The organism is Nocardia sp. CNY236 (genome assembly GCF_000482385.1).
Taxonomy (GTDB): domain Bacteria; phylum Actinomycetota; class Actinomycetes; order Mycobacteriales; family Mycobacteriaceae; genus Nocardia.
Genome location: NZ_AXVD01000022.1, coordinates 79,621 through 100,412, shown reverse-complemented (window position 1 = coordinate 100,412; position 20,792 = coordinate 79,621). Strand labels below are relative to the sequence as shown.

Here is a 20,792-nt window from a genome sequence, read left to right as displayed (position 1 = left end):
GCCACGTCACCACCGATGCTCGGCCGGAGCTGCGAGCACGTCGAGTACCGCGTCAGCGGCATCGCGCAACGGTCCGCGGCGGGGCACGGGGACCCCCCGACGTTCCACGCGGTGAGTCAACCCCGATTGAGCGCGCACAGCGGCGAGCAAAGGAAGATCGAGCACCTCTGCGACTTCGTCCCCACGGAGCCCTCCGGGAGCTGGTCCGCGAACGATCAAGCCTTGATTCGGATTTCGGCGCGCAATGTGTGACGACACCGCGGCGGCCGCAGCGACTGCGCGCAGTACCGCCGGGACGACCAGCACAACGAGATCGGCCGAGTCGAGCATCTGGTCGGCATGGGGACCTCGCTCGCCCGAAACATCACAGACGACGAAATCGCCTGCGACGCGCCCGGCTTCGATCACCGCACGGACGCCGACCGGGCCGAGTTCGCACGGCAATTGCCCGGCGGCACATCGGCTACACGCCAAGACCGCGAGTCCAGGGGCCGCGCCCGGCAGCGCGCTGTGCAAGGCCGCCGCGGATACCCGCCCTTCCTCGACGACCAAGTCGGGCCAACGTAGACCTGCAGTCTGCTCGATTCCGAGCATCAGGTCGAGGCCACCGCCGAAGGGGGCGCCGTCGACCAACAAGGTCCCCGGGCGGAACTCCGCTGCAGCACCACGCAGCGCAAGCGCCACGGCCAAGGTGGATGCGCCCGCTCCACCACCGGCTCCGACCACGGCCACGACCACACCGTCACCCGCACGCTGCTCGTCGTACTCGGCGAACATCTCGATGAGCCCAACGGCGGCGCCGGGCAAGGTGACAACCTGCTCGGCACCGACCGATGCCGCGGCTCGCCACGCTGGCAGGTCCGGCTCACCGTCGCTGACCAGAACGACACCCGGCCGGCGAGGGTAGCGGCCGTCGGCCGCACCTTGCGCGGCGACCAGGTCCACGATCACCAGCGGAGCACTCGTCCAGGCATGCCTGCCGACAGGGTGTGGTTGTTCGTCGAGCTCTCGACCAGCAGCGGCAGCGACGCGGCGGACCTCGTCGCGCAGCCGGTCGTCGTGGATCGATACGAGGGCGGGCAGCGGACCGCTTGACGCTGACGCTTCGAGATTCATGCAGTTCAGCGTCGCCGTCGACTGGATGAGAAGAAAGTGTGCTGCGTCGAATGTGGACAACTCGCGAACTGAGGACAACTTGTCGCGGCTACCAGCGCGGGTCCGAGTTCGTGGCACCTTTCGAATAGAGGACGGCCCCAGCCGGGGGGGGAGGAGGCTGGGGCCGTCGGGGTTCAGCCCCGGGGGGTCGGGCTGAACGCGCCTGGACCAAGTCCAGGTGTAAGCAATGATACACCTAAGTCCCAGCGAAAACGCAAGCCCGACTGCGGGGGACTTCACGGGGGGACTTCACGCAGCGCGAAACTCCGACGTCCATCGGGCAAAATCTGGTGCGCTGGAGCCATCCCTGCCGCTATGGCTCCAGCCGCCTTGCGGCCGGTATGTCTCCAGCCGCATCGCAACCGATCCGCCTACTCCCTATCCTGGTCCCGTGGACGAACCGAGCACGGCGGGCAGACGTGTCGCTGCTTTCTTCGATCTGGACAAGACGGTCATCGCCACGTCCAGCATGTTCGTATTCAGCAGGCCCTTCTACACGCAAGGGTTGTTGAAACGGCGCGCCGTTCTGAAAAGCAACTACGTCCACTTCCTTTTCCTGCTCTCTGGCGCCGACCACGACCGAATGGAGCGAATGCGCGCCCAGCTGACCAGCGTGTGCGCCGGCTGGAATGTCGAGCAGGTGAAATCCATTGTTGCCGAGAAACTTCACGAACTGGTCGACCCGCTGATCTATGCAGAAGCCATCGATCTCATCGCCGACCACAAGATCCGAGGCCACGACGTGGTGATCGTGTCGGCATCCGGCGAAGAGATCGTCGCCCCCATCGCCCGTGCACTCGGCGCAGCGCATACGGCCGCCACCCGGATGGTTGTCGCCGACGGGAAGTACACCGGAGCGGTCGAATTCTACTGCTACGGTAAGGGTAAAGTCACCGCGATCGAGGAGATCGCCGCCCGCGAAGGCTACGACCTGGCGGACTGCTACGCGTACTCCGATTCGAATACCGACGTGCCGCTACTCACAGCGGTCGGGCATCCGACTGCGGTCAATCCGGACAGAAGTCTGCGCCGGGAGGCACAGGGGCGCGGCTGGCCGATCGTGACATTCTCCAACCCTGGGCCGCTATGGGCGCGTGTCCAGCCACCTCCGTTCACCATGGTGGCGGCCACAGCTGTGGTCGGATTGAGCGCCGCGCTGACGGGTGTGATCAGCTTTTCGGTTCTTCGCCGTCGCCGTGGCCGCTGAGGCTGTGGGCCGCTGAGACCCTGGGCCGCTAAACCCTGGACCGCTGAGATCGTGTCCGAACACAGCGACGACCAATAGGGAATGCACGCCGATCTCACGGCGTGTTCGACCGCGAAACGCCGATAGAACACCGATAATTCGATGTTCTCGACACCCTTGATGTGAGCGCTACCACAGTGTAGAAAGGTAACTACGGAAGGGCGGAAGGCCAAGGCAAGCCCGGAGGAGAAGGGCCTGCCTCCCAGCCATCTTTCCCAGCACGGACGCCAGGCACCCACGCGGAGCGCGCCGCGACAAGGGCAGAAGCGTTGTGGGCCTGCGACGCACGGGTATTCGACGGTGAGGGCCTCGCACAGGTTGCGGGGATGATCCGACGATGTCCGTTTGTCGCCGAGGCCGCGGAACACAACCCACTGAGCACGCTTGGTAACCGGGTGATCCGTGCTAGCGGGCGGTGAGGTCGACAGGCAGCGCCGCCCGCTTCGACGTCTCCAGGTGCGAGCACCCTACCTATCCGGCTCCGGTCGCGGCGTCGGCAATCGAGGTGGCTTCACGCGCACCGTCCTCGAAGGCGCCACAGCAGAAGATCAACCAACTGCCCACCGCGCCCGGCTTTCCGGTCCCGAACTCGGTGGCTGCGTCCAGATACATCGGGCGTCTGCGTAGCCAGAACACCTCCGGTACACCCAGACAGTGTGGATCCAGCCCACTCGACACCGCGACCAGGCGCGACGTAGCCCGAGCGACCACCCCGTCGGCTGTTCCGAACGGTCGCAGCGTCAGCAATTCACCATGGACTACGGCGGCGATCACGGGAGCGGGCGCTCGCGAGCAGAGCACGGTCTGTGCAAGCAGATCCAACCGCTGCGCCACACCCGCCTCGGCGCGCGGCCTGCCGAGCGACTCGCTTTCCGACACCAGGTCCGCGCCAGCAAGTACGTGCAGTCGCGCCAGTGCCTGCAGCGGCGCACGCTGCCAGGTGGTCACCAGATTCCCCAGCGCGTCGCCATCCAACGCCTGTCCGACCCGCAACGCACCGGCGAGAACCGGATCGGCCACGCGCCCATCGCTGGGAATTTCCGTGCTGCCACCCGCAATGGCGGCAGAGGACCTGGCCGCACGCACCGCGGCCTCGGCCGCCGTGGTCGGCCAGCCGCGACGGTTCGCCTTGTGCCGATGTACCTCGGCGAGCGCGGCGCGAGCACGGTCGGCCGCTTCCCGGACACCGGGCAGGTCGATGAGGGGCTGCAGCGGATCGGTCACGGTATACGAGGCTACGTGCGCCTGCTCCGACCGATCCACACACCCGGCATACGCTATCCCCCCAGCAGACCACGCCCAGGGATCGCGTCGAGCAGCGCGCGCGTGTACTCCTGCTGGGGGTTGTCGAACACCGCGTCCGTAGTCGCCGCCTCGACAACCTTGCCGCGCTGCATGACCAGCACATCGTCCGCGATCTGCCGGACTACGGCCAAATCGTGGGTGATGAACAGGTAGGTCAGCCCCAACTCGACCTGTAGCTCGTTGAGCAGCCCCAGGATCTGAGCTTGCACCAGGACATCGAGTGCGGACACCGCCTCGTCGCACACCACCACCTCCGGCTGGAGTGCGAGGGCGCGCGCAATCGCCACGCGCTGGCGCTGGCCACCGGACAACTCGTTGGGATAGCGTCGCAGCACACCGGACGGCAGAGCAACCTTGTCGAGCAATTCTCGAACGGTCGCCTCCCGCTGTGCAGCAGTGCCGATGCGGTGGGTACGCAATGGCTCCTCGATGGTGCGGTAGATCGTGTACATCGGGTCGAGGGAGCCATAGGGGTCCTGGAAGATCGGTTGTACCCGGCGCCGAAACGCGAAAGCGCCCTTGCGATCGAGCGTCGCCACATCGTTTCCATCGAAGGTGACCGACCCCGAGGTGGGTATGAGCAACCCGAGAACCATCTGCGCCACAGTCGTTTTGCCCGATCCGGACTCGCCGACGATCGCCATGGTGCAACCGCGCCGCAGCCGAAAGGAAACATCGTCGACCGCGACGAACTCGGTCGACTTCCACGGCACACGACCGCGCATGCGAAACTTCCTGGTCAGGCGATCCGCCTCGACCACCACGTCCCCGACCACCGCGGGCCGCTCGTCTGTCCCCGACACCTGGTCGCCCGGCGTGCGGACCTCGGCACGAAGTCGCACCGACGGCGACCGTCGCGCAGCCAACGATGGCGCCGAACTCACCAACCTCCTGGTATACAGATGCTGGGGATCGCGCAGAATCTGCAGAGCAGGACCCGATTCCACGACACGTCCGCGATACATCACCACCAAATGATCAGCGCGCTCCGCAGCGAGGCCGAGATCATGAGTGATCAGCAGAACCGCCGTACCGAGTTCGGCAGTGAGCCTACCGAGATGGTCGAGAATCTGCCGCTGCACCGTCACGTCCAGCGCCGAGGTCGGCTCATCGGCGATCAGTAGTTTGGGGCGGCAGGCAAGGCCGATCGCGATCAAAGCCCGCTGGCGCATACCGCCGGAGAATTCGTGCGGATACTGGTCGGCTCGGCGGCGCGCATCGGGCATACCTGCTTCCTCGAGCAGTTCCACCGCGCGCTGTCTTGCTGCCTTACCTTTCGCGATGCCATTGGCCATCAGGGTCTCGCGGATCTGGAACCCGATCTTCCACACCGGGTTCAGATTCGACATCGGGTCTTGCGGCACCAGACCGATGCCGCTGCCCCGGACCGCGACGATGTCCTGCTTCGAAACCGCGGTCAGGTCCTTGCCCTCGAACATGACAGCGCCGGAGGTGACACGTCCCGTTCCGGGCAGCAGGTCGATGATGGCATGTGCAGTCGTCGACTTGCCCGAGCCCGATTCGCCCACGATGGCGACGGTCTGGCCCGGATACACCGTCAGGCTAGCCTCCTGAACCGCGGGGGCCTGATCGCCGTCGGCGGCGAAACTGACGGTGAGGTCGATGATTTCGAGCAGCGGTGAGGGGTCCTGCGCGGCTGTGTTCTGCGCGTGGGCCTTCATCGTCTCCTCGCCTTCGGATCGAGGGCGTCGCGCACCGCATCGCCCAGCATCATAAAGCTCAAAACGGTCAGCGCCAAAGCAGTTGCGGGATAGAACAGGATTGCCGAAGTGCGGATCTCCTTCTGTCCGGTGGCGATGTCCGAACCCCAGGACACCTCGGTACGTGGCAGCCCGACACCGAGGTAGGACAGTGTTGCCTCGGTGACGATGAAGACGCCCAGCCACAGCGTGGTTATCACGATCAATGGTCCCGCCGCGTTCGGCAGCACGTGCCGCAGCAATGTCCGCATTCGAGAGACGCCCAATGCCTTTGCCGCCATGACGTAGTCGCTGTTCTTCGCTTGGATCACCGCACCACGGGCGATCCGGGCCGCCTGGGGCCAGGTGAAGGAAGCGAGGATGAGGATCACGGTCCAGATCGTGCGAGTGCTGAGCAACTGCATGATCACGATGGCCGCCAACATCAGTGGGATAGCGAAGAAGATCTCGGCGACTCGAGAGACGACCGAGTCCAGGAGCCCGCCATAGAAACCCGAGAGTGCCCCGAGCGTTCCGCCGATCAACACGAACACTGCCGTCGCACCGATTCCGGTCAGCACCGAAGCACGCGCGCCGTACACGGTTCGGGCGTAGATGTCGCATCCCTGCTTGTCGAAACCGAACGGGTGACCGGGGCTACGCGGGTCCATACTGAAATCGCCGTTGCAGTAGCGTGGGTCCTGGCTGGTGAACAATTCCGGCCAGATCACAACGATCAGCACGAACACGATCAGCACCGCCGCGACAACGAAGATCGGATTGCGTCGCAGCTGCCGCCATGCATCGCGCCACACACTGGTCGGGGCACCGGAATCTCGCACGATATCGGTGTCGAGCACCTCGACCTCGTCGGAGGGCGAGACGAAGTGCTCTTGGCCGCGGCGCTCCGGGCCCGTGGTCAGGTCAGGCATAGCGAATCCTCGGGTCGAGTGCGGCGTAGAGCAGATCGACGACCAGGCTGCTGACCAAGAAGACGACGATCAGCACGGTGACGAACGAGACCACGGTCGGCGGCTCACCCCGGGTGATCGCCTGATACAGAGTGCCACCCACGCCGGGGATATTGAAGATGCCCTCGGTGACGATCGCGCCGCCCATCAGGGAGCCGAGGTCGGCACCGAGGAAGGTGACCACCGGAATCATCGAGTTGCGCAGAATGTGCACGGTCACCACGCGACGTCGGCCGAGGCCCTTCGCGGTCGCGGTGCGCACATAGTCGGTAGACATGCTCTCCGCCACAGAGTTCCGCGTCAACCGTAGGACATAGGCGAACGAAAGCGACCCGAGCACGAACGCCGGAACCAGCAATTCGCCGATCGTCGCCTGCCCAGAGACCGTCACCGGCGCGATACCCCATGTCACTCCGAGCAAGAACTGCGCGAGAAAGCCGACCACGAAGACCGGAACGGCAATGACGATCAGGCTGATCACCAACAGGGTCGAATCGAATAGCTTTCCCTTGCGCAACCCGGCGACCAGGCCGAACGCGATACCGAAGACGGTTTCGACGAGCACCGCGAGCACCGCGAGCTGGAGGGTGATCGGAAAGGCGCGGGCCAGTTCTTCTCGCACCGGCCTGCCGGAAAACGCCGTTCCGAAGTCCAACGTGACTATGCCCTGCAGGTAGTGCAGGTATTGCACGAGGAAGGGCTGGTCGAGGTGGTAGCGCGCCCGCAGTTGCGCCTCCACCGCGGGCGTCATGGCCTTGTCACCGGCCAACGCTTGGATCGGGTCCCCTGGTATCAGGAATACCAAGGCATAGATGAGCAGCGTCGCCCCGAGGAAAACCGGGATCATCTGAAGCAGACGCCGCACGATATACCAGGCCATGCTGCCTCCTGGCTCAGCGCCGTCCCGCGCCACACCACCGGAGTGATGCGGGACGGCGAGCGGCTACCTACTTCTCGATGTTCTCGTAGTCGAAGTGGCCGTTCCAGGCCAATTCGATGTGACGCACCCGGTCGGAGTATCCCGCCACGGCCACGGTGTTGAATATCGGGATGTCGACCATGTCCCTGATCATCAGGGCCTGGGCCTGGGCGATGATCTCATAGGACTCCGTCTGAGTCGGTGCGGCCAGTGCGGCGTCGAAGAGGCGGTCCAACTCGGGGTTGTGGTAGCCGACGTCGTTGACATCGGAGTAGCTGTAGTACTGCGAGGTGAGGAACTGCAGCATTGTTGGGTAGTCACCCCGCCAGCCGTGGCGGAACGCCTTGCCGATGGTACCCGCGGTCACCTCGTCGCGAAGATTTTTGAACGTCGTGTACGGGGTGGCGATGGCGTCGATTCCGAGAGTGTTCTTCACACTGTTCGCGACGGCCTCTATCCATCCCTGGTGAATACCGTCGGCGTTGTAGGCGATCTCATAGCTGCCCGACCACGGTGATATCGCATTGGCCTGTGCCCACAGCTTTTTGGCTTCGTCCGGGTTGTACTCGAGTACCTCCGAACCCGGAAGGTTCGGTTCGAATCCCGGCAAGGTGCTCGCTGTGAAGTCACGCGCCGGGATCCGGGTACCACGGAAGATGTTCTCGCCGATCTGTTCCCGGTTGATCGCCATCGAAATCGCCTTGCGCCGCAACACTCCTTCCTCACCAGAGAAGTGCGCGACGTTCGGCTGGATGCCGATCAGTTGGTTCGCCGCAGTCGGCTTGGTGATCGCGCGGTCGCCGAGGTCCTCCTGGTAGGAGGCGAGCGCACTGTCGGGCACGGTGTCGAGCGCGTCGAGGTTGCCGGCCTGCAGATCCGCGTAGGCGGTATCGAGCTGCTGGTACATCTTGAACCGCAGCCCTTTGTTCTTCGCCGGGCGAGCACCTGGATAGTCCGGATTGGGTACCAAGTCGATCTGATGGTTGTGCTCCCATGCTCCGGCATGCGCGAGCATGTAGGGGCCATTGCCGATCGGGCTTTCGCCGAAGGCCTGCATATCCTTGAACGCGGCCTCCGGTAGGGGGTAGAACGGCGTGTACCCGAGCGCGGTCTCGAAGTCGATCGAGGGCGCTTTCAACTCGATGGTGAAGGTTCTCTCATCGATCACCTGCAGTCCCGACATCGTCTGTGCGGTCGGGTTTTCCGCGGACACCTCATCGAAACCGACTATGGGGCCGAATACGTAGCTCTGCAATTGCGCATTGGTGCTGAGCGCCCCGTAGTTCCACGCGTCGACGAACGACTCGGCCGTGACCGGGGTACCGTCGCTAAACGTCCAGTTCGGCTCGATGGTCACCCGATAGTTCTTGCGATCCGTGGTGTCGATCGACTCCGCCATCTCGTTGTGGGCTTCGCCGTCGGCGTCGTAGTATTTCAAGCCTGCGAACAGCCGATCGACCACCCGGCCGCCCATGACCTCGTTGGTGTTGGTGGGCACCAACGGATTCTGCGGCTCGCCACCGTTGACGGTGACGATGTCGGCATCGGCGCCATCGCTCGAGGAACAGGCAGCCAGTCCCAGACTCGTGATCAATGCTGCTGCCATCAGCGCCATCGCTCTATGGAATTTCAACGCGTACTCCCGATACAAGAAGTGAGGGGCTGGACAACGCTCACTCATGATCTACGAGCCCCTGCAGAACCAGCCACCTGTGTGGTTGGCAGACTAGCCACCGCAACGCGCAATGTCACAGGAATCCCTGATTCGCCACTTTAATTGTCAATGCGGAAATATTGCCGAAACAGAACAAATTTTCCGTGGTTACGCTCTAGCAGTCGGAACATGACCAGACCTTCGCGAATGTGCGGAGCGATGGTCCGGGCGCAGACGTTGCCTCGCTCGACTCCGAGAACTGCCGACCCAGCCGCCTCCCCACCGCACACACTGTGTGCATCAGCCCAGTCACCATCGACGAGCCCCTGTTGACACACTGCAGGCGACGTAGGTCACAGTTGGCTACTGTCGGATCTCGGCCGCGTCGAACCGCGCGCTCAGGCTACGGGAAAGAAGAGACGAGATGACTGAAACCGCTGAACACAGGGACGCGTACCCGCCTACGGCGGCCTTCGCCGCGGCAGCGAACGCGGGCCCGGCGCTGTACGACCAAGCGGCGGCCGATCGGGAGGCGTTCTGGGCCGAGCAGGCTGGACGGCTGCACTGGCATCGACCGTTCGAGCAGGTGCTGGACTGGAGTTCGGCCCCGGTGGCGCAGTGGTTCGTCGGCGGCGAGCTCAATGTCGCATACAACTGCGTGGACCGGCATGTGCTCGCCGGGCACGGAGACCAAGTCGCTGTTCACTGGGAAGGCGAGCCCGGCGACTCCCGTGCCATCACCTACCGCGAACTGCTGGCCGAGGTCTGTCGCGCGGCGAACTATCTCACCGAACTCGGTCTCGTTGCAGGCGACCGAGTGGCCATCTACATGCCCATGGTCCCCGAGGCGATCGTGTCCATGCTCGCCTGCGCTCGCCTCGGCCTGCCCCACTCGGTGGTGTTCGCCGGTTTCTCCCCTGCCGCTCTGCGCCAGCGCGTGGACGATGCCCGGGCTCGGCTGGTGATCACCACCGATGGACAGTGGCGTCGCGGCAAGGTGGCGCCATTGAAGGACGCTGTGGACGAAGCCCTCTACGCCCACGGCGGAACGCCGTCGAGCGTGGAACACGTACTCGTGGTGCGGCGGACGGGCATCGAGGTTCCCTGGACCGAGGGCCGCGATTTCTGGTGGCACGACACGGTCGCTGCGGCCTCGCCCGAGCATCGAGCTCAGCCCCTGGATGCCGAACACCCCCTTTTCATCCTCTATACCTCCGGCACGACCGGAAAACCCAAGGGCATCCTGCACACGACCGGCGGGTATCTGACACAAACCGCATACACCCATCACAATGTCTTCGACCACAAGCCCGGCCGCGACGTCTACTGGTGCACTGCCGACATCGGCTGGGTCACCGGGCACAGCTACATCGTCTACGGCCCCCTGGCCAACCGCGCCACCCAAGTGGTCTACGAGGGCACGCCCAATTTCCCCGACGAACACCGCCACTGGCAGATCGTCGAAAAATACGGTGTCACCATCTACTACACCGCCCCTACCCTGGTACGTACCTTCATGAAATGGGGTAAGGAAATCCCGGGCGCCCACGATCTGTCGAGTATTCGACTGCTCGGCTCGGTCGGCGAGCCCATCAACCCCGAAGCCTGGCGCTGGTATCGCGAAGTCATCGGCGGCAATCGCGCTCCCATCGTGGACACGTGGTGGCAGACCGAAACCGGCGCCATCATGATCTCTCCCCTGCCGGGCGTCGCCGCCGCCAAACCCGGCGCCGCCATGACTCCTCTCCCCGGAATTTCGGCACAGGTGGTCGACAGCAGCGGTGCACCTGTGACCCACGGTGACACCGAAGCCAACGGGTTCCTCGTGCTCGACCAGCCCTGGCCGTCGATGTTGCGCGGCATCTGGGGCGACATGGAACGCTACGCAGCCACCTACTGGGAGCGGTTCGCCGAGCAAGGCTGGTACTTCGCCGGGGACGGCGCCAAACTCGACACCGACGGCGATCTGTGGGTCCTCGGCCGCGTCGACGACGTGATGAACGTCTCCGGCCACCGAATCTCCACCGCCGAAGTCGAATCCGCACTCGTCGCGCATCCCAGCGTCGCCGAAGCCGCGGTCGTCGGCGCCGATGACCCCACCACCGGCCAAGGCATCGTCGCCTTCGTCATACTCACCGCCGAAGCCTCCGATACCGGTGCCGCGCTCATCGGCGAACTCGAGGCAGAGGTGGCCCGCGAGATCAGTCGCATCGCCCGCCCCCGGGAAATCCATGTCGTGCCGGAACTGCCGAAGACGCGCAGCGGAAAGATCATGCGCCGGCTGTTGCGCGATATCGCCGAAGGACGCGAACTCGGCGATACCTCCACCCTGGTGGACCCGAGCGTCTTCAAGGCCATCCGGTCCGAGCGGGATTGACCGTCGAACCAGGATCGAGCGCGGTATGCACCTACGGTCGGCAAAGCCAGCCACTACACCCGTTAGAATTGCGCGAGGAGTGCCGGGAAGTCTGGTCGGCGAGCGGTCGCACACCCTGAAACCGACTCCAGGTGGAGCCGTGCCCGCTCGATTCGACCGCTGCCCGAAAGGTTCCCCGTGATCACACAAGTGCGCTCGGAGCTATCTCGGTACCTCCGTACCGAGACTGTCGGTGGCGCACTGCTTCTGATCGCGGCTGCTATTGCGTTGCTGTGGGTGAACTCACCATGGGGTGGGGGCTACGAGACCATGACCGGGACGGTGGTCTCGATCCCACCCCTGCACCTGGAATTGACTCTGGCCGATTGGACGAAAGACGGCCTGCTGGCAGTGTTCTTCTTCGTTGCTGGGCTGGAGCTCAAACGTGAGCTCGTGGTCGGCGAACTCGCCGACCGCAGGCATGCCGCATTGCCGGTCTTCGCCGCGATCGGCGGGGTGGTGACCCCAGCGCTGATCGCGGCAGTCGTCGGGTTCGGCGTCCCGGGCATGGACCGAGGCTGGGCCATCCCGGTGGCGACCGACATCGCCTTCGCGCTGGCCGTGCTCGCCATGACCGGCTCACGGATTCCCCCCGGCGCTCGGGTGTTCCTGCTCAGCCTCGCAGTGGTGGACGACCTGATCGCGATCATCCTGATCGCAGTCCTGTTCACGACCGCATTGTCACTGTTGTGGTTGCTTGCCGCGTGCGGGTCCTTCGCCATCTGGGCACTGGCGCAACACAAGCGGATCCACACGCCGTTTCTGTACATCCCGGTTGCCCTGACAGCCTGGTACACACTGCACGAGGCGGGTATTCACCCCACAATGGCCGGTATCGCACTCGGTCTGCTCACCAGAGTGCACACCGATCCCGGTGAACGAGAGGCTCCCGCCACCCGGCTCGAGCATCTTTTCCAGCCGATCTCCGCCGGACTGTGTGTTCCACTGTTCGCATTGTTCGCCTCCGGAGTTCCGTTGAACCTGAAGATTTTCGGCGAACTGTTCACCGACCGGCTGGCTCTTTCGGTAATACTCGGCCTGCTGGTGGGAAAGACCCTGGGTATCGTCGGAATGAGCTGGGTGGCAATCCGGTTGGGTATCGCGACCCGGCCCAAGGATCTCGGCTGGCGAGACATCTTCGCCCTGTCGGTTCTCGGCGCGATCGGGTTCACCGTTAGCCTTCTCATCGCAGAACTCGCGCTTGCAGGTGTCGGGGACGGGTCCGCCGTCGAATTGGCGAAAGCCGCGGTGTTGGCCACGTCCATGGCAGCCTCGATCGCTGGTTCGGCGCTACTGTTGCGGCGCGGGCGTGTCCATCAAGCACGTCGCGACGCGGGTGCGCTACAACGTGAAGAGTGAGGTCGATGCAGTGCCGGACAGGGAGAAGGGTTCAACCAAGTGAGTTTCAATCACCGCGGTACCAGGGACGATGCCGAGCGTGGTCGCACGGTGACCTCCATCCCCTTGACCGACACCGACCCTCTGGCCTCCGCAAGCTTCGGGGCGTTGGTCAGCGATGCCGCCGAGCAGGTGTCGACGCTGGTCCGTGCGGAGATCGAGCTGGCCAAGACCGAAGTCTCCGGACAGATCAGGAAGGGCCTACAGGGCAGCGTTCTGTTCATCGCGGCCGGGACCGTGTTGTTGTTCAGCACGTTCTTTCTGTTCTTCGCCCTCGCTGAGTTGCTCGACGTGTGGCTGTGGCGCTGGCTGGCCTTCTTCATCGTCTTCATCATGATGGTGGCGGCAGCGGCAGTATCGGGATTCCTCGGTTTCCTCCGGGTGAAGAATCTCCGCGCGCCGGAGAAGACGATCGACTCGCTCAAGCAGGCCACGACAGTGTTTCCCCGCGCTGGCGGGGTGACGATGTCCGAGAATCGAGCCACGCTCGACAAGTCGACTTCCTAGGCGCACGTCGAGACCGGTACCACGACCACTAGGCTCGATCGGCGTGTCGGCCAACCTGCATCCGGATCCGTCCAGTGTTCGTTACAGCGGACCCTGGACACATCGGGACGTGCATGCCAACGGCATTCGTTTCCACATTGTCGAAGCTGCACCACGCTCGGATGCTCCGTTGGTGCTGCTGTTGCACGGGTTCTCGGATTTCTGGTGGTCATGGCGCCATCAGCTGACTGCCCTCGCGGAAATCGGCTATCGTGCCGTCGCGGTCGACTTGCGTGGCTACGGCGACAGCGACAAACCACCTCGCGGCTATGACGGCTGGACCGGGGCCGGCGACATCGCGGGCCTGGTTCGAGCATTGGGCTGTACCGAAGCCACGCTGGTCGGGCACGCCGATGGCGGACTGATCTGCTGGACGACCGCCGTGTTGCATCCTCGGCTGGTCCGGTCGATCGCTGTGGTCGGCTCGCCGCATCCAGCGGCGCTGAAGCGTGCGGTGCTGTGCGACCGCCGCCAGCGCACGGCATGGCTGCCGAACTTCCTACGCTATCAACTACCCCGCTACGGCGAGCGCCTGCTCACCGCCTCCGACGGTCGCGAGGTGGTGAGGCTGTTGCACCAGCGGGTGAGTACGGACTGGGCGGGCGGCATCGAATTCCGTGACACCGCCAGCCGGATGCGTGCGGCGATCCAGATCCCTGGCGCCGCGCACTGCGCGCTGGAGTACCAGCGCTGGGCATTCCGCAGCCAATGGCGGCCGGACGGCCGTAGATTCATGGCGACCATACGAGAGCCCATCCGGATCCCGGTGTTGTCGCTACACGGCGAGTTGGACACCTATGTACTGCGTTCCACAGTCCATCGTGGACAGCAGTGGTCTCCCCATCGCCGACTGGTGACGGTTCCCGGTGCGGCTCATTTCGCACACCAGGAGAACCCGGACGTGGTCACCACCGAACTCGCGAAGTTCCTCGCCTGACCGTCGATCCGACCTGCCCCTCGCCTGGGCGACAGCGGCGGCCGCGCCTCGCCGACAGGGCAGTCGCACGCTCGAACGTCAACTCAGCACACATGCCCCGGTACCCACTGGCACCTCGGAACTCGAAGCGGCGTTCAGATGCGAGCGAACTTCGTCGAGAGTGAGTACATAGCCGGTGTCGTCGTCCGTTACCGCCGCACCGAAGACGACACCGAGCGCCTGTCCCTGTGTATCCACAAGTGGCCCTCCGGAGTTTCCGGCCTGAACAAGTCCTCGCACCGTGTACACCTCACGCTCGACGGTGCCGTCGCGATAGATATTCGGTCCGGTCAGATCCAGGGTCTCGCGGATGCGGGCCGCACTCGCGGTGTACCGGCCACCACCGGGATACCCCAGGACGATAGCGCTCTCACCCGCCCGAGCCGGGGCCGAGGTCCACGGAATCGCCGGAGCCGTGAGACCAGGGACCGCCAGTACCGCAATGTCGGTAGCCGGATCGAACAACACCACGGTCGCTTCGAGCGGCCCTGCCGCGGTGTCGACCCCGATGCTGGTGGTTCCGGCAACGACATGGGCATTGGTCATCACACGCTCGGGCGCCACCACGAAGCCCGAACCCTCCAGCGCACGCTGACAACTCGGCGCGGCACCACGGATGCGTAGCACGCTCTGTTGCAGCGATGCGGCGACCGGGCTGGCCAGCACACCCGGATCGGGCGGCTCGACGGCCGCGATCGGCGCGCGGCCGAACGGCCCGATCACATCGGGCAGTCCCGAGGTGTTGAGGAGCTTGGAGAATTCGTTCGGCAGGCGGCGTATCCAGTTCGGCGCCACATCGTTGACTTCTGCCAACACCCGCGATCCGTTGATCGCGGTGGCAATAGCCGGTTGGGACGAGGTGGCCAAGGGGAGCGCCAACAGCCACGCGGTGACCAACACAGCAACCGCCGGCAGCCCGGCGCCGACCACACTGTCCACTCCGCGGGTGAACGGATGGCGCATACCGCTGCGCGCGGCGCGCCCGAGCACCATGCCCGCAACCTCGCCGACGATCACCAACGCGACGATGAGCAGCACCCCGGTGAGCACCCTGGCACGCCCCTCGTCGATGTGCACGAGCAGGTGCGGCGCGATCAGGATGCCCGCGACCGCACCCAGGACCACCCCGAGAAAAGCCAGTGCGGAGGCCACTGCGCCCTGTCGCCAACCAGAGGATGCTGCAAGCAAAGCGAGCAATATGACAGCAATGTCCAGCCACGCCGATGAGGTCATAGAGTCATCCCGACCGCGGCGAGCGCGGCTTCCAGGTCACGAATGTCCTGTTGGTCCCACTCCTGATCCCAGCCTGCGAATTTGCTGATCCCCGAGAGGATTCCGCCGGTGAGGCCCCAGACCAGCATCCCGTCCACCTGGAAAGCCGGACTGCGATACCCTAACGGGCTTTCGACCACGAATCGGTTCGCCGGGTCGAGCAGTCGAGCGAGTGGAACCCGGGCGACGCGTTCGGTCTCGCTTTCGTCCACCACTCGGACGCCGCCGGGATGGCGCCAGTACGCCACGACGGGCGTGACATCGAATCGAGACGGTGACACGAACAATGTCGGAAGCACTGCGAACGGCTCCACACTCGAAGGGTCCAGGCCGGTCTCCTCGTTCGCCTCGCGCAGCGCAGTGGCGATCGGGCCGGAATCGGCAGCGTCCACCTCGCCACCGGGAAACGCGACCTGGCCTCGATGCTGACGCATGGTGGCGGCGCGCTGTGTGAGCAAGACCTCCGCATCGGCGGGCAGTCCGCCCGGTGCCCGCTGGTCCGCTTCGGGTGAGCCGCCGAACAATACGAGCACTGCCGCTTGCCGTAGCGTCGCGGTGCGAGCCATGATCCGGCGTAGCGCGCGAGCCTTCCCCGAGGTCTCTATGGTCTCCTCGGGCGGATCGGCCGCCACGGCCAGCCACGGGGGAAGTCCCGGCGGCAGCTCGATGGTCATTGGAACCCTCCCCGACACCGGACGAGTCGGGTAACCGGCCGCGCCGCTGCCGCGATCACGGCGCTCATCCGCAGAATCATATGGTCACCCCGAGTTCGACGGCAACCGTGTCGGCGATGTCCTCGACACTGTCGAACGCGCGCACGACGACCTCTGCGACCGAACCGTCGGACCGCAGGAGCACCGACAGCGGGAGCACCGCCTGCGCTCCGACCGCGGTGCGCACACTCGCCTCGGCATCGAGGAGGCCTGGCAAGGTCACCTGCAATCCACGCAGTCGGGACAACGCTTTGGCCCCATCAGGGTCGCTGTGCACGGTCAGCACCGTAATCGCGTTCCCGGCCCGGCGGGCGTATTGCTGCAAATACGGCAGCTCGCGCGCGCACGGTGCGCACCAGTGGGCCCATAGGTTCACCAAGGCTGGCTTGCCTGCCAGTACAGCGGCCACATCGACCGGTTCGCCGTCCGCCAAGCATTCCAGGACCAGTCCGGCCAGGGGGCCGGCGCCGGGCGCGGACTCCGGGGGGCAATCGGCCAAGCCGGCGGCAGCGCGCGATTGCTGGGAAATCGTGGAATGGACGCGGCCGTTTTCGCGCCCCGATTCTCCGGCGTCGTCGGTACGCGGCACGACTGCGACGACCAGAGCCACCATTGCGATCACACCGACCAGCGCCCACCGCCACGCGTTCTTCGAACCTCGTCCGACTGGGAGCTTCGAGCTCACCGGGCCACCAGCTCGAGCAGGTGCTCCCGCTCCGGCCCTTTCACCAGTTGGGCCGCGGTATGCCGGTCGGTTGGCCCGATCCCGAACGACGGGCAGTCTTTGGCCAGCACGCACGCTCCGCACGCAGGCTTGCGCGCGTGGCAGACACGCCTGCCGTGGAAGATCACCCGGTGCGAGAGCATCGTCCACTCCTTGCGCTCGATCAGGTCGCCGACGATGCGCTCGACCTTCACCGGGTCTTCCTCGCGGGTCCACTCCCACCGTCGTACCAACCGACCGAAATGCGTGTCGACGGTGATGCCGGGCACATCGAACGCGTTTCCGAGAATGACATTGGCGGTCTTGCGCCCGATGCCGGGCAATCGAACGAGCTCGGCCAGGGTGTGGGGTATTTCACCGTCGTGTCGTTCGAGTAGCTCCTGCCCGAGGCCGATCAGCGAAGCGGCTTTGTTGCGATAGAACCCCGTGGGACGGATGTGTTCCTCCAGCTCGGAGCGGTTCGCTTCGGCGTAGGAACGAGCGCTCCGATACCGCGCGAACAACGCCGGCGTGGTGAGATTCACACGCTCGTCGGTGCACTGTGCGGAAAGTATTGTCGCGACAGCCAATTCGAGTGCAGTGGTGAAGTCGAGCTCACAGTGCGCATCTGGAAAGGCAACCGCCAATCGGCGGTTCATCCGCCGCGCGCGACGGACCAATCCGAGCCGTGTTTCCGCCTGTCGCGCCCTATTCTTCCGTTTCGGCGCAGCGGCGACTTCCTGCGCCGGCGCCGGCCCGGAGGCCGATGATGAGAGTTCGCTGTCGGCGGCGATGGAAGAAGTGACGCGCACGCGTCCACCATACGGAACTGCCGACCAACGGTGCCCGTCCAGTTCGGTTGCCGTGTTCCATCCGAGACCTCGACAGTGTTTACTGCTCGTCATGCAAGTTCTCGCTGTGGTGCTCTTCCCAGTGTTGCTGATGCTGTTCGCACTGGGCATGGAGCGGGTCGAGAATCGGCTCCGCAAGCTTCTCGAGCCCGACGAAGAGGTTCAGCAGTACCTGGACAAGGCAAGCAATGCCGAGGTGAAGGAGTTGACGAAGCTCGGGCTGCCCGCCGCTGTGGCACGCATGCGCAAGCGTCGCTCCCGTGGCGACGAGCTGAATGTCGCGCGGGCGAGCTGAACAGGCACGCGCCAATCCGGGAGGCATCGGTTCGGGAGGCACCGGTTCGCAGGGGCTGAAGGGGGACCGGCGCATCCCGTCGTTCGCGTACTGGTACCGTTTTCCGCTGCGCCACGCAATCCACTCGTTACGTGGCGTCCGTCACTACGTGGCCACCCCGCCGCGTAGACTCCGCTGTTGGCCGAGTCGCTTCGGTCCAGTACAGAGCCATTTCCCATAAGGAGCACATTCGTGGACGAGGCCCTCGCCAGAGCAGGCATCTTCCAGGGCGTCGAGCCCACTGCGGTGGCCGCCCTCGCCAAGCAGCTGCAGCCGGTGGATTTCCCGCGCGGCCATGTCATCTTCAACGAGGGTGAGCCGGGCGATAGGCTGTTCATCATCACATCGGGCAAGGTGAAGATCGGTCGACGTTCCCCCGACGGTCGAGAGAACCTGCTGACCATCATGGGCCCGTCCGACATGTTCGGTGAGCTGTCGATCTTCGATCCCGGTCCCCGGACATCCACCGCCACCACCGTGACCGAAGTGCGTGCGGTGACGATGGACCGCGACGCTCTCAAAGCGTGGATCGATCAGCGACCCGAGATCGCCGAACAATTGCTCCGGGTCCTCGCCCGCCGTCTGCGACGGACCAACAACAACCTGGCCGACCTGATCTTCACCGACGTCCCCGGCCGAGTGGCCAAGGCACTGCTCCAGCTCGCGCAACGCTTCGGCACCCAGGAGGCAGGCGCGCTGCGCGTCACCCACGATCTGACCCAGGAAGAGATTGCACAGTTGGTGGGCGCCTCCCGCGAAACCGTCAACAAGGCGCTCGCCGATTTCGCACATCGCGGATGGCTGCGGCTCGAGGGCAAGAGCGTACTGATCTCCGACTCCGAGCGCTTGGCGCGGCGCGCACGCTAGCGCCGATCGGATTCTGCCATGCCGGGTTCGCGGCAAGCGCGAGACCCGGCATGGTCGCGAGTGGTCGACTAGCCGTGCACGCGCAGGTAGTCCAGTTGCGCCTGCACGGAACTGTGCGCCGCCGGCCACAATCGCTTGTCCACGTCGACGTACACCCGACGCACCACGTCCATTGAGTCGGCGTCGGGACCCAGTACGTGCAAGGCCGCACGCACTTGGTCGAGCCGTTCGTGGCGGTGCGCGATGTAGTAGCGTGCGACGGGTTCCAGATTCGCGTGGTCCGGTCCGTGCGCAGGGAGAAGTGCTTTGCCCTGCCCTGCCTCGACCAGCCTGTTCAATGACGACATGTAGTCGACGAGCGTGCCGTCACTGGCATCCAGCACCGTGGTACCCGAACCGAGGATGGTGTCTCCGGTCAACACCGCGTCCTCGAGTGCGAAGCAAACCGAGTCCGCAGTGTGGCCCGGTGTGTCCATCACGGTGATACGCAAGCCCGCTGCTTCGACTACTTCGCTGTCGACCAACGGTGCGTCCGAGCCGCGCAAGAACGCCGGGTCCTTGGCGCGAACGACGGTTCCGGTCAGTTCGGCCAGCCGGTCGATCCCACCGGTGTGGTCGAAATGCCGATGTGTGACCAGCGTCAGGGCGATTTCGCCGCCAACTGCATCGGCAATCGCCTGGCTGTGCCTGTCGTCCACAGGCCCCGGGTCCACGACCACGCAATCCGACCGACCGGGAGCACGCAGGACCCAGGTATTGGTGCCTTCCAGAGTCATCTGTCCCGGATTGTCGGCCAGCAGTACCGCCGCGGTCTCGGTGACCTGCCGAAGCCTCCCATAGGCGGGATGTGTCAATGCCATCTCGAACCTCGAATGATCGTCTCGATCGGGTCGGTGCCGCAAGCGGCCCAACGCCAACTACCGCACCTCGACGATCAATTCAACCTCTACCGGAGTGTTCTTGGGAAGCTCGCTCACACCAACGGCCGAACGTGCGTGTGCTCCAGCGTCACCGAAAACCCGGCCCAGCAGTTCCGATGCGCCGTTGATCACCATGGGCTGGTCACCGAACCCTGGCGCGGAAGCAACGAATCCAACGACTTTCACCACCCGCGCCACCGCATCCAGCCCGACCAGGTCGTGCACTGCGGCCAGTGCGTTCAGTGCACACCACCGTGCGGCTTCGGTGGCCGCCTCGACCGCAACCTCGGCGCCGACCTTGCCCGTCGCGGACAGTCGACCGTTCACAAATGGCAACTGGCCAGAGGTGTAGACGAGGGATCCGGTTCGGACCGCAGGAATATATGCCGCGACCGGGGCCGCCACCGGCGGCAGAGTGAGCCCGAGCTCGGCGAGATTCTTCTCCCAGTGGATCACTGTGCTGTCTCTCCTTCGCTGTGGATCGCTCCTGATCGGCTACTACTTGGGTCGCTTGAGGTAGGCGACGTGTTGTTCACCGGTCGGGCCGGGAAGCACGGTCACCAACTCCCAACCATCGGCTCCCCACTGATCGAGAATCTGCTTCGTCGCGTGAGTCAGCAATGGCACGGTCGCGTATTCCCACAGGGTCGTATCACTCATGTGCGAGAGCGTAGCTGTGTTCGGTCCGGATCGAGGTAGCGCACGTCCGGTGTCCGCGCGGAGGGAGCGCCATGCGAATAGCACGCGTGCTGCAACAGTGATCCACTGGGATCCGCGTCAACAGTGATCCACTGGGATCCGCGTCGAATCGCTGGAGATGATTTGGCCTGGACGGCAGCGAGATCG

General features: G+C 64.8%; 20 protein-coding genes. 7 read left to right on the top strand and 13 right to left on the bottom strand.

The window, feature by feature from the left end; genetic code table 11:
• Positions 1-6 precede the first annotated feature (6 nt).
• On the bottom strand, positions 7-1,116 hold the full coding sequence (gene ssd / locus K940_RS0114505; protein ID WP_051407202.1) for a septum site-determining protein Ssd: 1,110 nt from the start codon (positions 1,114-1,116) through the stop codon (positions 7-9).
• 430 nt (positions 1,117-1,546) lie between these two features.
• Here ssd and K940_RS0114500 point away from each other — a divergent pair, with 430 nt between their 5' ends.
• On the top strand, positions 1,547-2,362 hold the full coding sequence (locus K940_RS0114500) for an HAD family phosphatase (protein WP_028478144.1): 816 nt from the start codon (positions 1,547-1,549) through the stop codon (positions 2,360-2,362).
• Positions 2,363-2,872: 510 nt separating this feature from the next.
• Here the strand turns inward: K940_RS0114500 and K940_RS0114495 are convergent.
• The 5 genes from K940_RS0114495 to K940_RS0114475 all read right to left on the bottom strand — a co-directional run bounded on the left by K940_RS0114495 (position 2,873) and on the right by K940_RS0114475 (position 8,911).
• On the bottom strand, positions 2,873-3,625 hold the full coding sequence (locus K940_RS0114495; protein ID WP_028478143.1) for a hypothetical protein: 753 nt from the start codon (positions 3,623-3,625) through the stop codon (positions 2,873-2,875).
• 53 nt (positions 3,626-3,678) lie between these two features.
• The gene (locus K940_RS0114490; protein ID WP_028478142.1) at positions 3,679-5,388 is read right to left on the bottom strand and encodes an ABC transporter ATP-binding protein; all 1,710 of its coding nucleotides are present in this window, start codon (positions 5,386-5,388) and stop codon (positions 3,679-3,681) included.
• Entirely contained in the window at positions 5,385-6,338 is a 954-nt protein-coding gene (locus K940_RS0114485) for an ABC transporter permease (RefSeq protein WP_028478141.1), read from the bottom strand. Before K940_RS0114485 ends, K940_RS0114490 begins: the two co-directional genes overlap by 4 nt.
• Entirely contained in the window at positions 6,331-7,257 is a 927-nt protein-coding gene (locus K940_RS0114480; protein ID WP_028478140.1) for an ABC transporter permease, read from the bottom strand. The genes K940_RS0114485 and K940_RS0114480 overlap by 8 nt, the downstream gene beginning before the upstream one ends.
• 67 nt (positions 7,258-7,324) lie before the next feature.
• On the bottom strand, positions 7,325-8,911 hold the full coding sequence (locus K940_RS0114475) for an ABC transporter substrate-binding protein (protein WP_028478139.1): 1,587 nt from the start codon (positions 8,909-8,911) through the stop codon (positions 7,325-7,327).
• Positions 8,912-9,374: 463 nt separating this feature from the next.
• Between K940_RS0114475 and acs the strand changes: the two genes are divergently transcribed.
• From acs to K940_RS0114455, 4 genes are all read left to right on the top strand, one after another.
• Positions 9,375-11,327 carry an acetate--CoA ligase gene (acs, locus tag K940_RS0114470; RefSeq protein ID WP_028478138.1) on the top strand — a complete coding sequence of 651 codons (1,953 nt, stop codon included), beginning with the start codon at positions 9,375-9,377 and terminating at the stop codon, positions 11,325-11,327.
• 180 nt (positions 11,328-11,507) lie between these two features.
• The gene (gene nhaA / locus K940_RS0114465) at positions 11,508-12,725 is read left to right on the top strand and encodes a Na+/H+ antiporter NhaA (RefSeq protein ID WP_028478137.1); all 1,218 of its coding nucleotides are present in this window, start codon (positions 11,508-11,510) and stop codon (positions 12,723-12,725) included.
• Between the two features lie 39 nt (positions 12,726-12,764).
• On the top strand, positions 12,765-13,271 hold the full coding sequence (locus tag K940_RS0114460) for a phage holin family protein (protein WP_028478136.1): 507 nt from the start codon (positions 12,765-12,767) through the stop codon (positions 13,269-13,271).
• A gap of 43 nt (positions 13,272-13,314) precedes the next feature.
• Complete coding sequence (locus K940_RS0114455; protein ID WP_028478135.1) at positions 13,315-14,247, top strand: alpha/beta fold hydrolase; 933 nt, start codon at positions 13,315-13,317, stop codon at positions 14,245-14,247.
• Positions 14,248-14,325: 78 nt separating this feature from the next.
• Here K940_RS0114455 and K940_RS0114450 read toward each other — a convergent pair whose 3' ends face one another.
• The 4 genes from K940_RS0114450 to nth form a co-directional block, all read right to left on the bottom strand.
• Positions 14,326-15,519 carry a MarP family serine protease gene (locus K940_RS0114450; protein WP_028478134.1) on the bottom strand — a complete coding sequence of 398 codons (1,194 nt, stop codon included), beginning with the start codon at positions 15,517-15,519 and terminating at the stop codon, positions 14,326-14,328.
• Positions 15,516-16,232 carry a CoA pyrophosphatase gene (locus K940_RS0114445; RefSeq protein ID WP_028478133.1) on the bottom strand — a complete coding sequence of 239 codons (717 nt, stop codon included), beginning with the start codon at positions 16,230-16,232 and terminating at the stop codon, positions 15,516-15,518. The genes K940_RS0114450 and K940_RS0114445 overlap by 4 nt, the downstream gene beginning before the upstream one ends.
• Before the next feature lie 76 nt (positions 16,233-16,308).
• Positions 16,309-16,884 (bottom strand): TlpA disulfide reductase family protein, encoded by a 576-nt coding sequence (locus K940_RS0114440; protein WP_051407200.1) that lies wholly within the window; start codon positions 16,882-16,884, stop codon positions 16,309-16,311.
• 68 nt (positions 16,885-16,952) lie between these two features.
• Complete coding sequence (gene nth / locus K940_RS0114435) at positions 16,953-17,633, bottom strand: endonuclease III (RefSeq protein WP_081706369.1); 681 nt, start codon at positions 17,631-17,633, stop codon at positions 16,953-16,955.
• A 244-nt stretch (positions 17,634-17,877) separates the two neighbouring features.
• Here nth and K940_RS0114430 point away from each other — a divergent pair, with 244 nt between their 5' ends.
• Positions 17,878-18,120, top strand: a complete 243-nt coding sequence (locus tag K940_RS0114430) for a hypothetical protein (protein ID WP_028478130.1) — start codon at positions 17,878-17,880, stop codon at positions 18,118-18,120.
• 231 nt (positions 18,121-18,351) lie between these two features.
• A complete protein-coding gene (locus K940_RS0114425; RefSeq protein ID WP_028478129.1) occupies positions 18,352-19,026 on the top strand; it encodes a Crp/Fnr family transcriptional regulator in 675 nt (224 codons plus the stop codon).
• Between the two features lie 68 nt (positions 19,027-19,094).
• Here K940_RS0114425 and K940_RS0114420 read toward each other — a convergent pair whose 3' ends face one another.
• The 3 genes from K940_RS0114420 to K940_RS32320 are packed head-to-tail and all read right to left on the bottom strand — an operon-like array spanning position 19,095 to position 20,606.
• Positions 19,095-19,886: an MBL fold metallo-hydrolase gene (locus tag K940_RS0114420; protein WP_028478128.1), complete on the bottom strand. Its 792-nt coding sequence runs from the start codon at positions 19,884-19,886 to the stop codon at positions 19,095-19,097.
• Positions 19,887-19,943: 57 nt separating this feature from the next.
• The gene (locus K940_RS0114415; RefSeq protein ID WP_028478127.1) at positions 19,944-20,402 is read right to left on the bottom strand and encodes an Atu1372/SO_1960 family protein; all 459 of its coding nucleotides are present in this window, start codon (positions 20,400-20,402) and stop codon (positions 19,944-19,946) included.
• A gap of 42 nt (positions 20,403-20,444) precedes the next feature.
• Positions 20,445-20,606: a DUF4177 domain-containing protein gene (locus tag K940_RS32320; protein ID WP_085994820.1), complete on the bottom strand. Its 162-nt coding sequence runs from the start codon at positions 20,604-20,606 to the stop codon at positions 20,445-20,447.
• Positions 20,607-20,792: the final 186 nt, after the last annotated feature.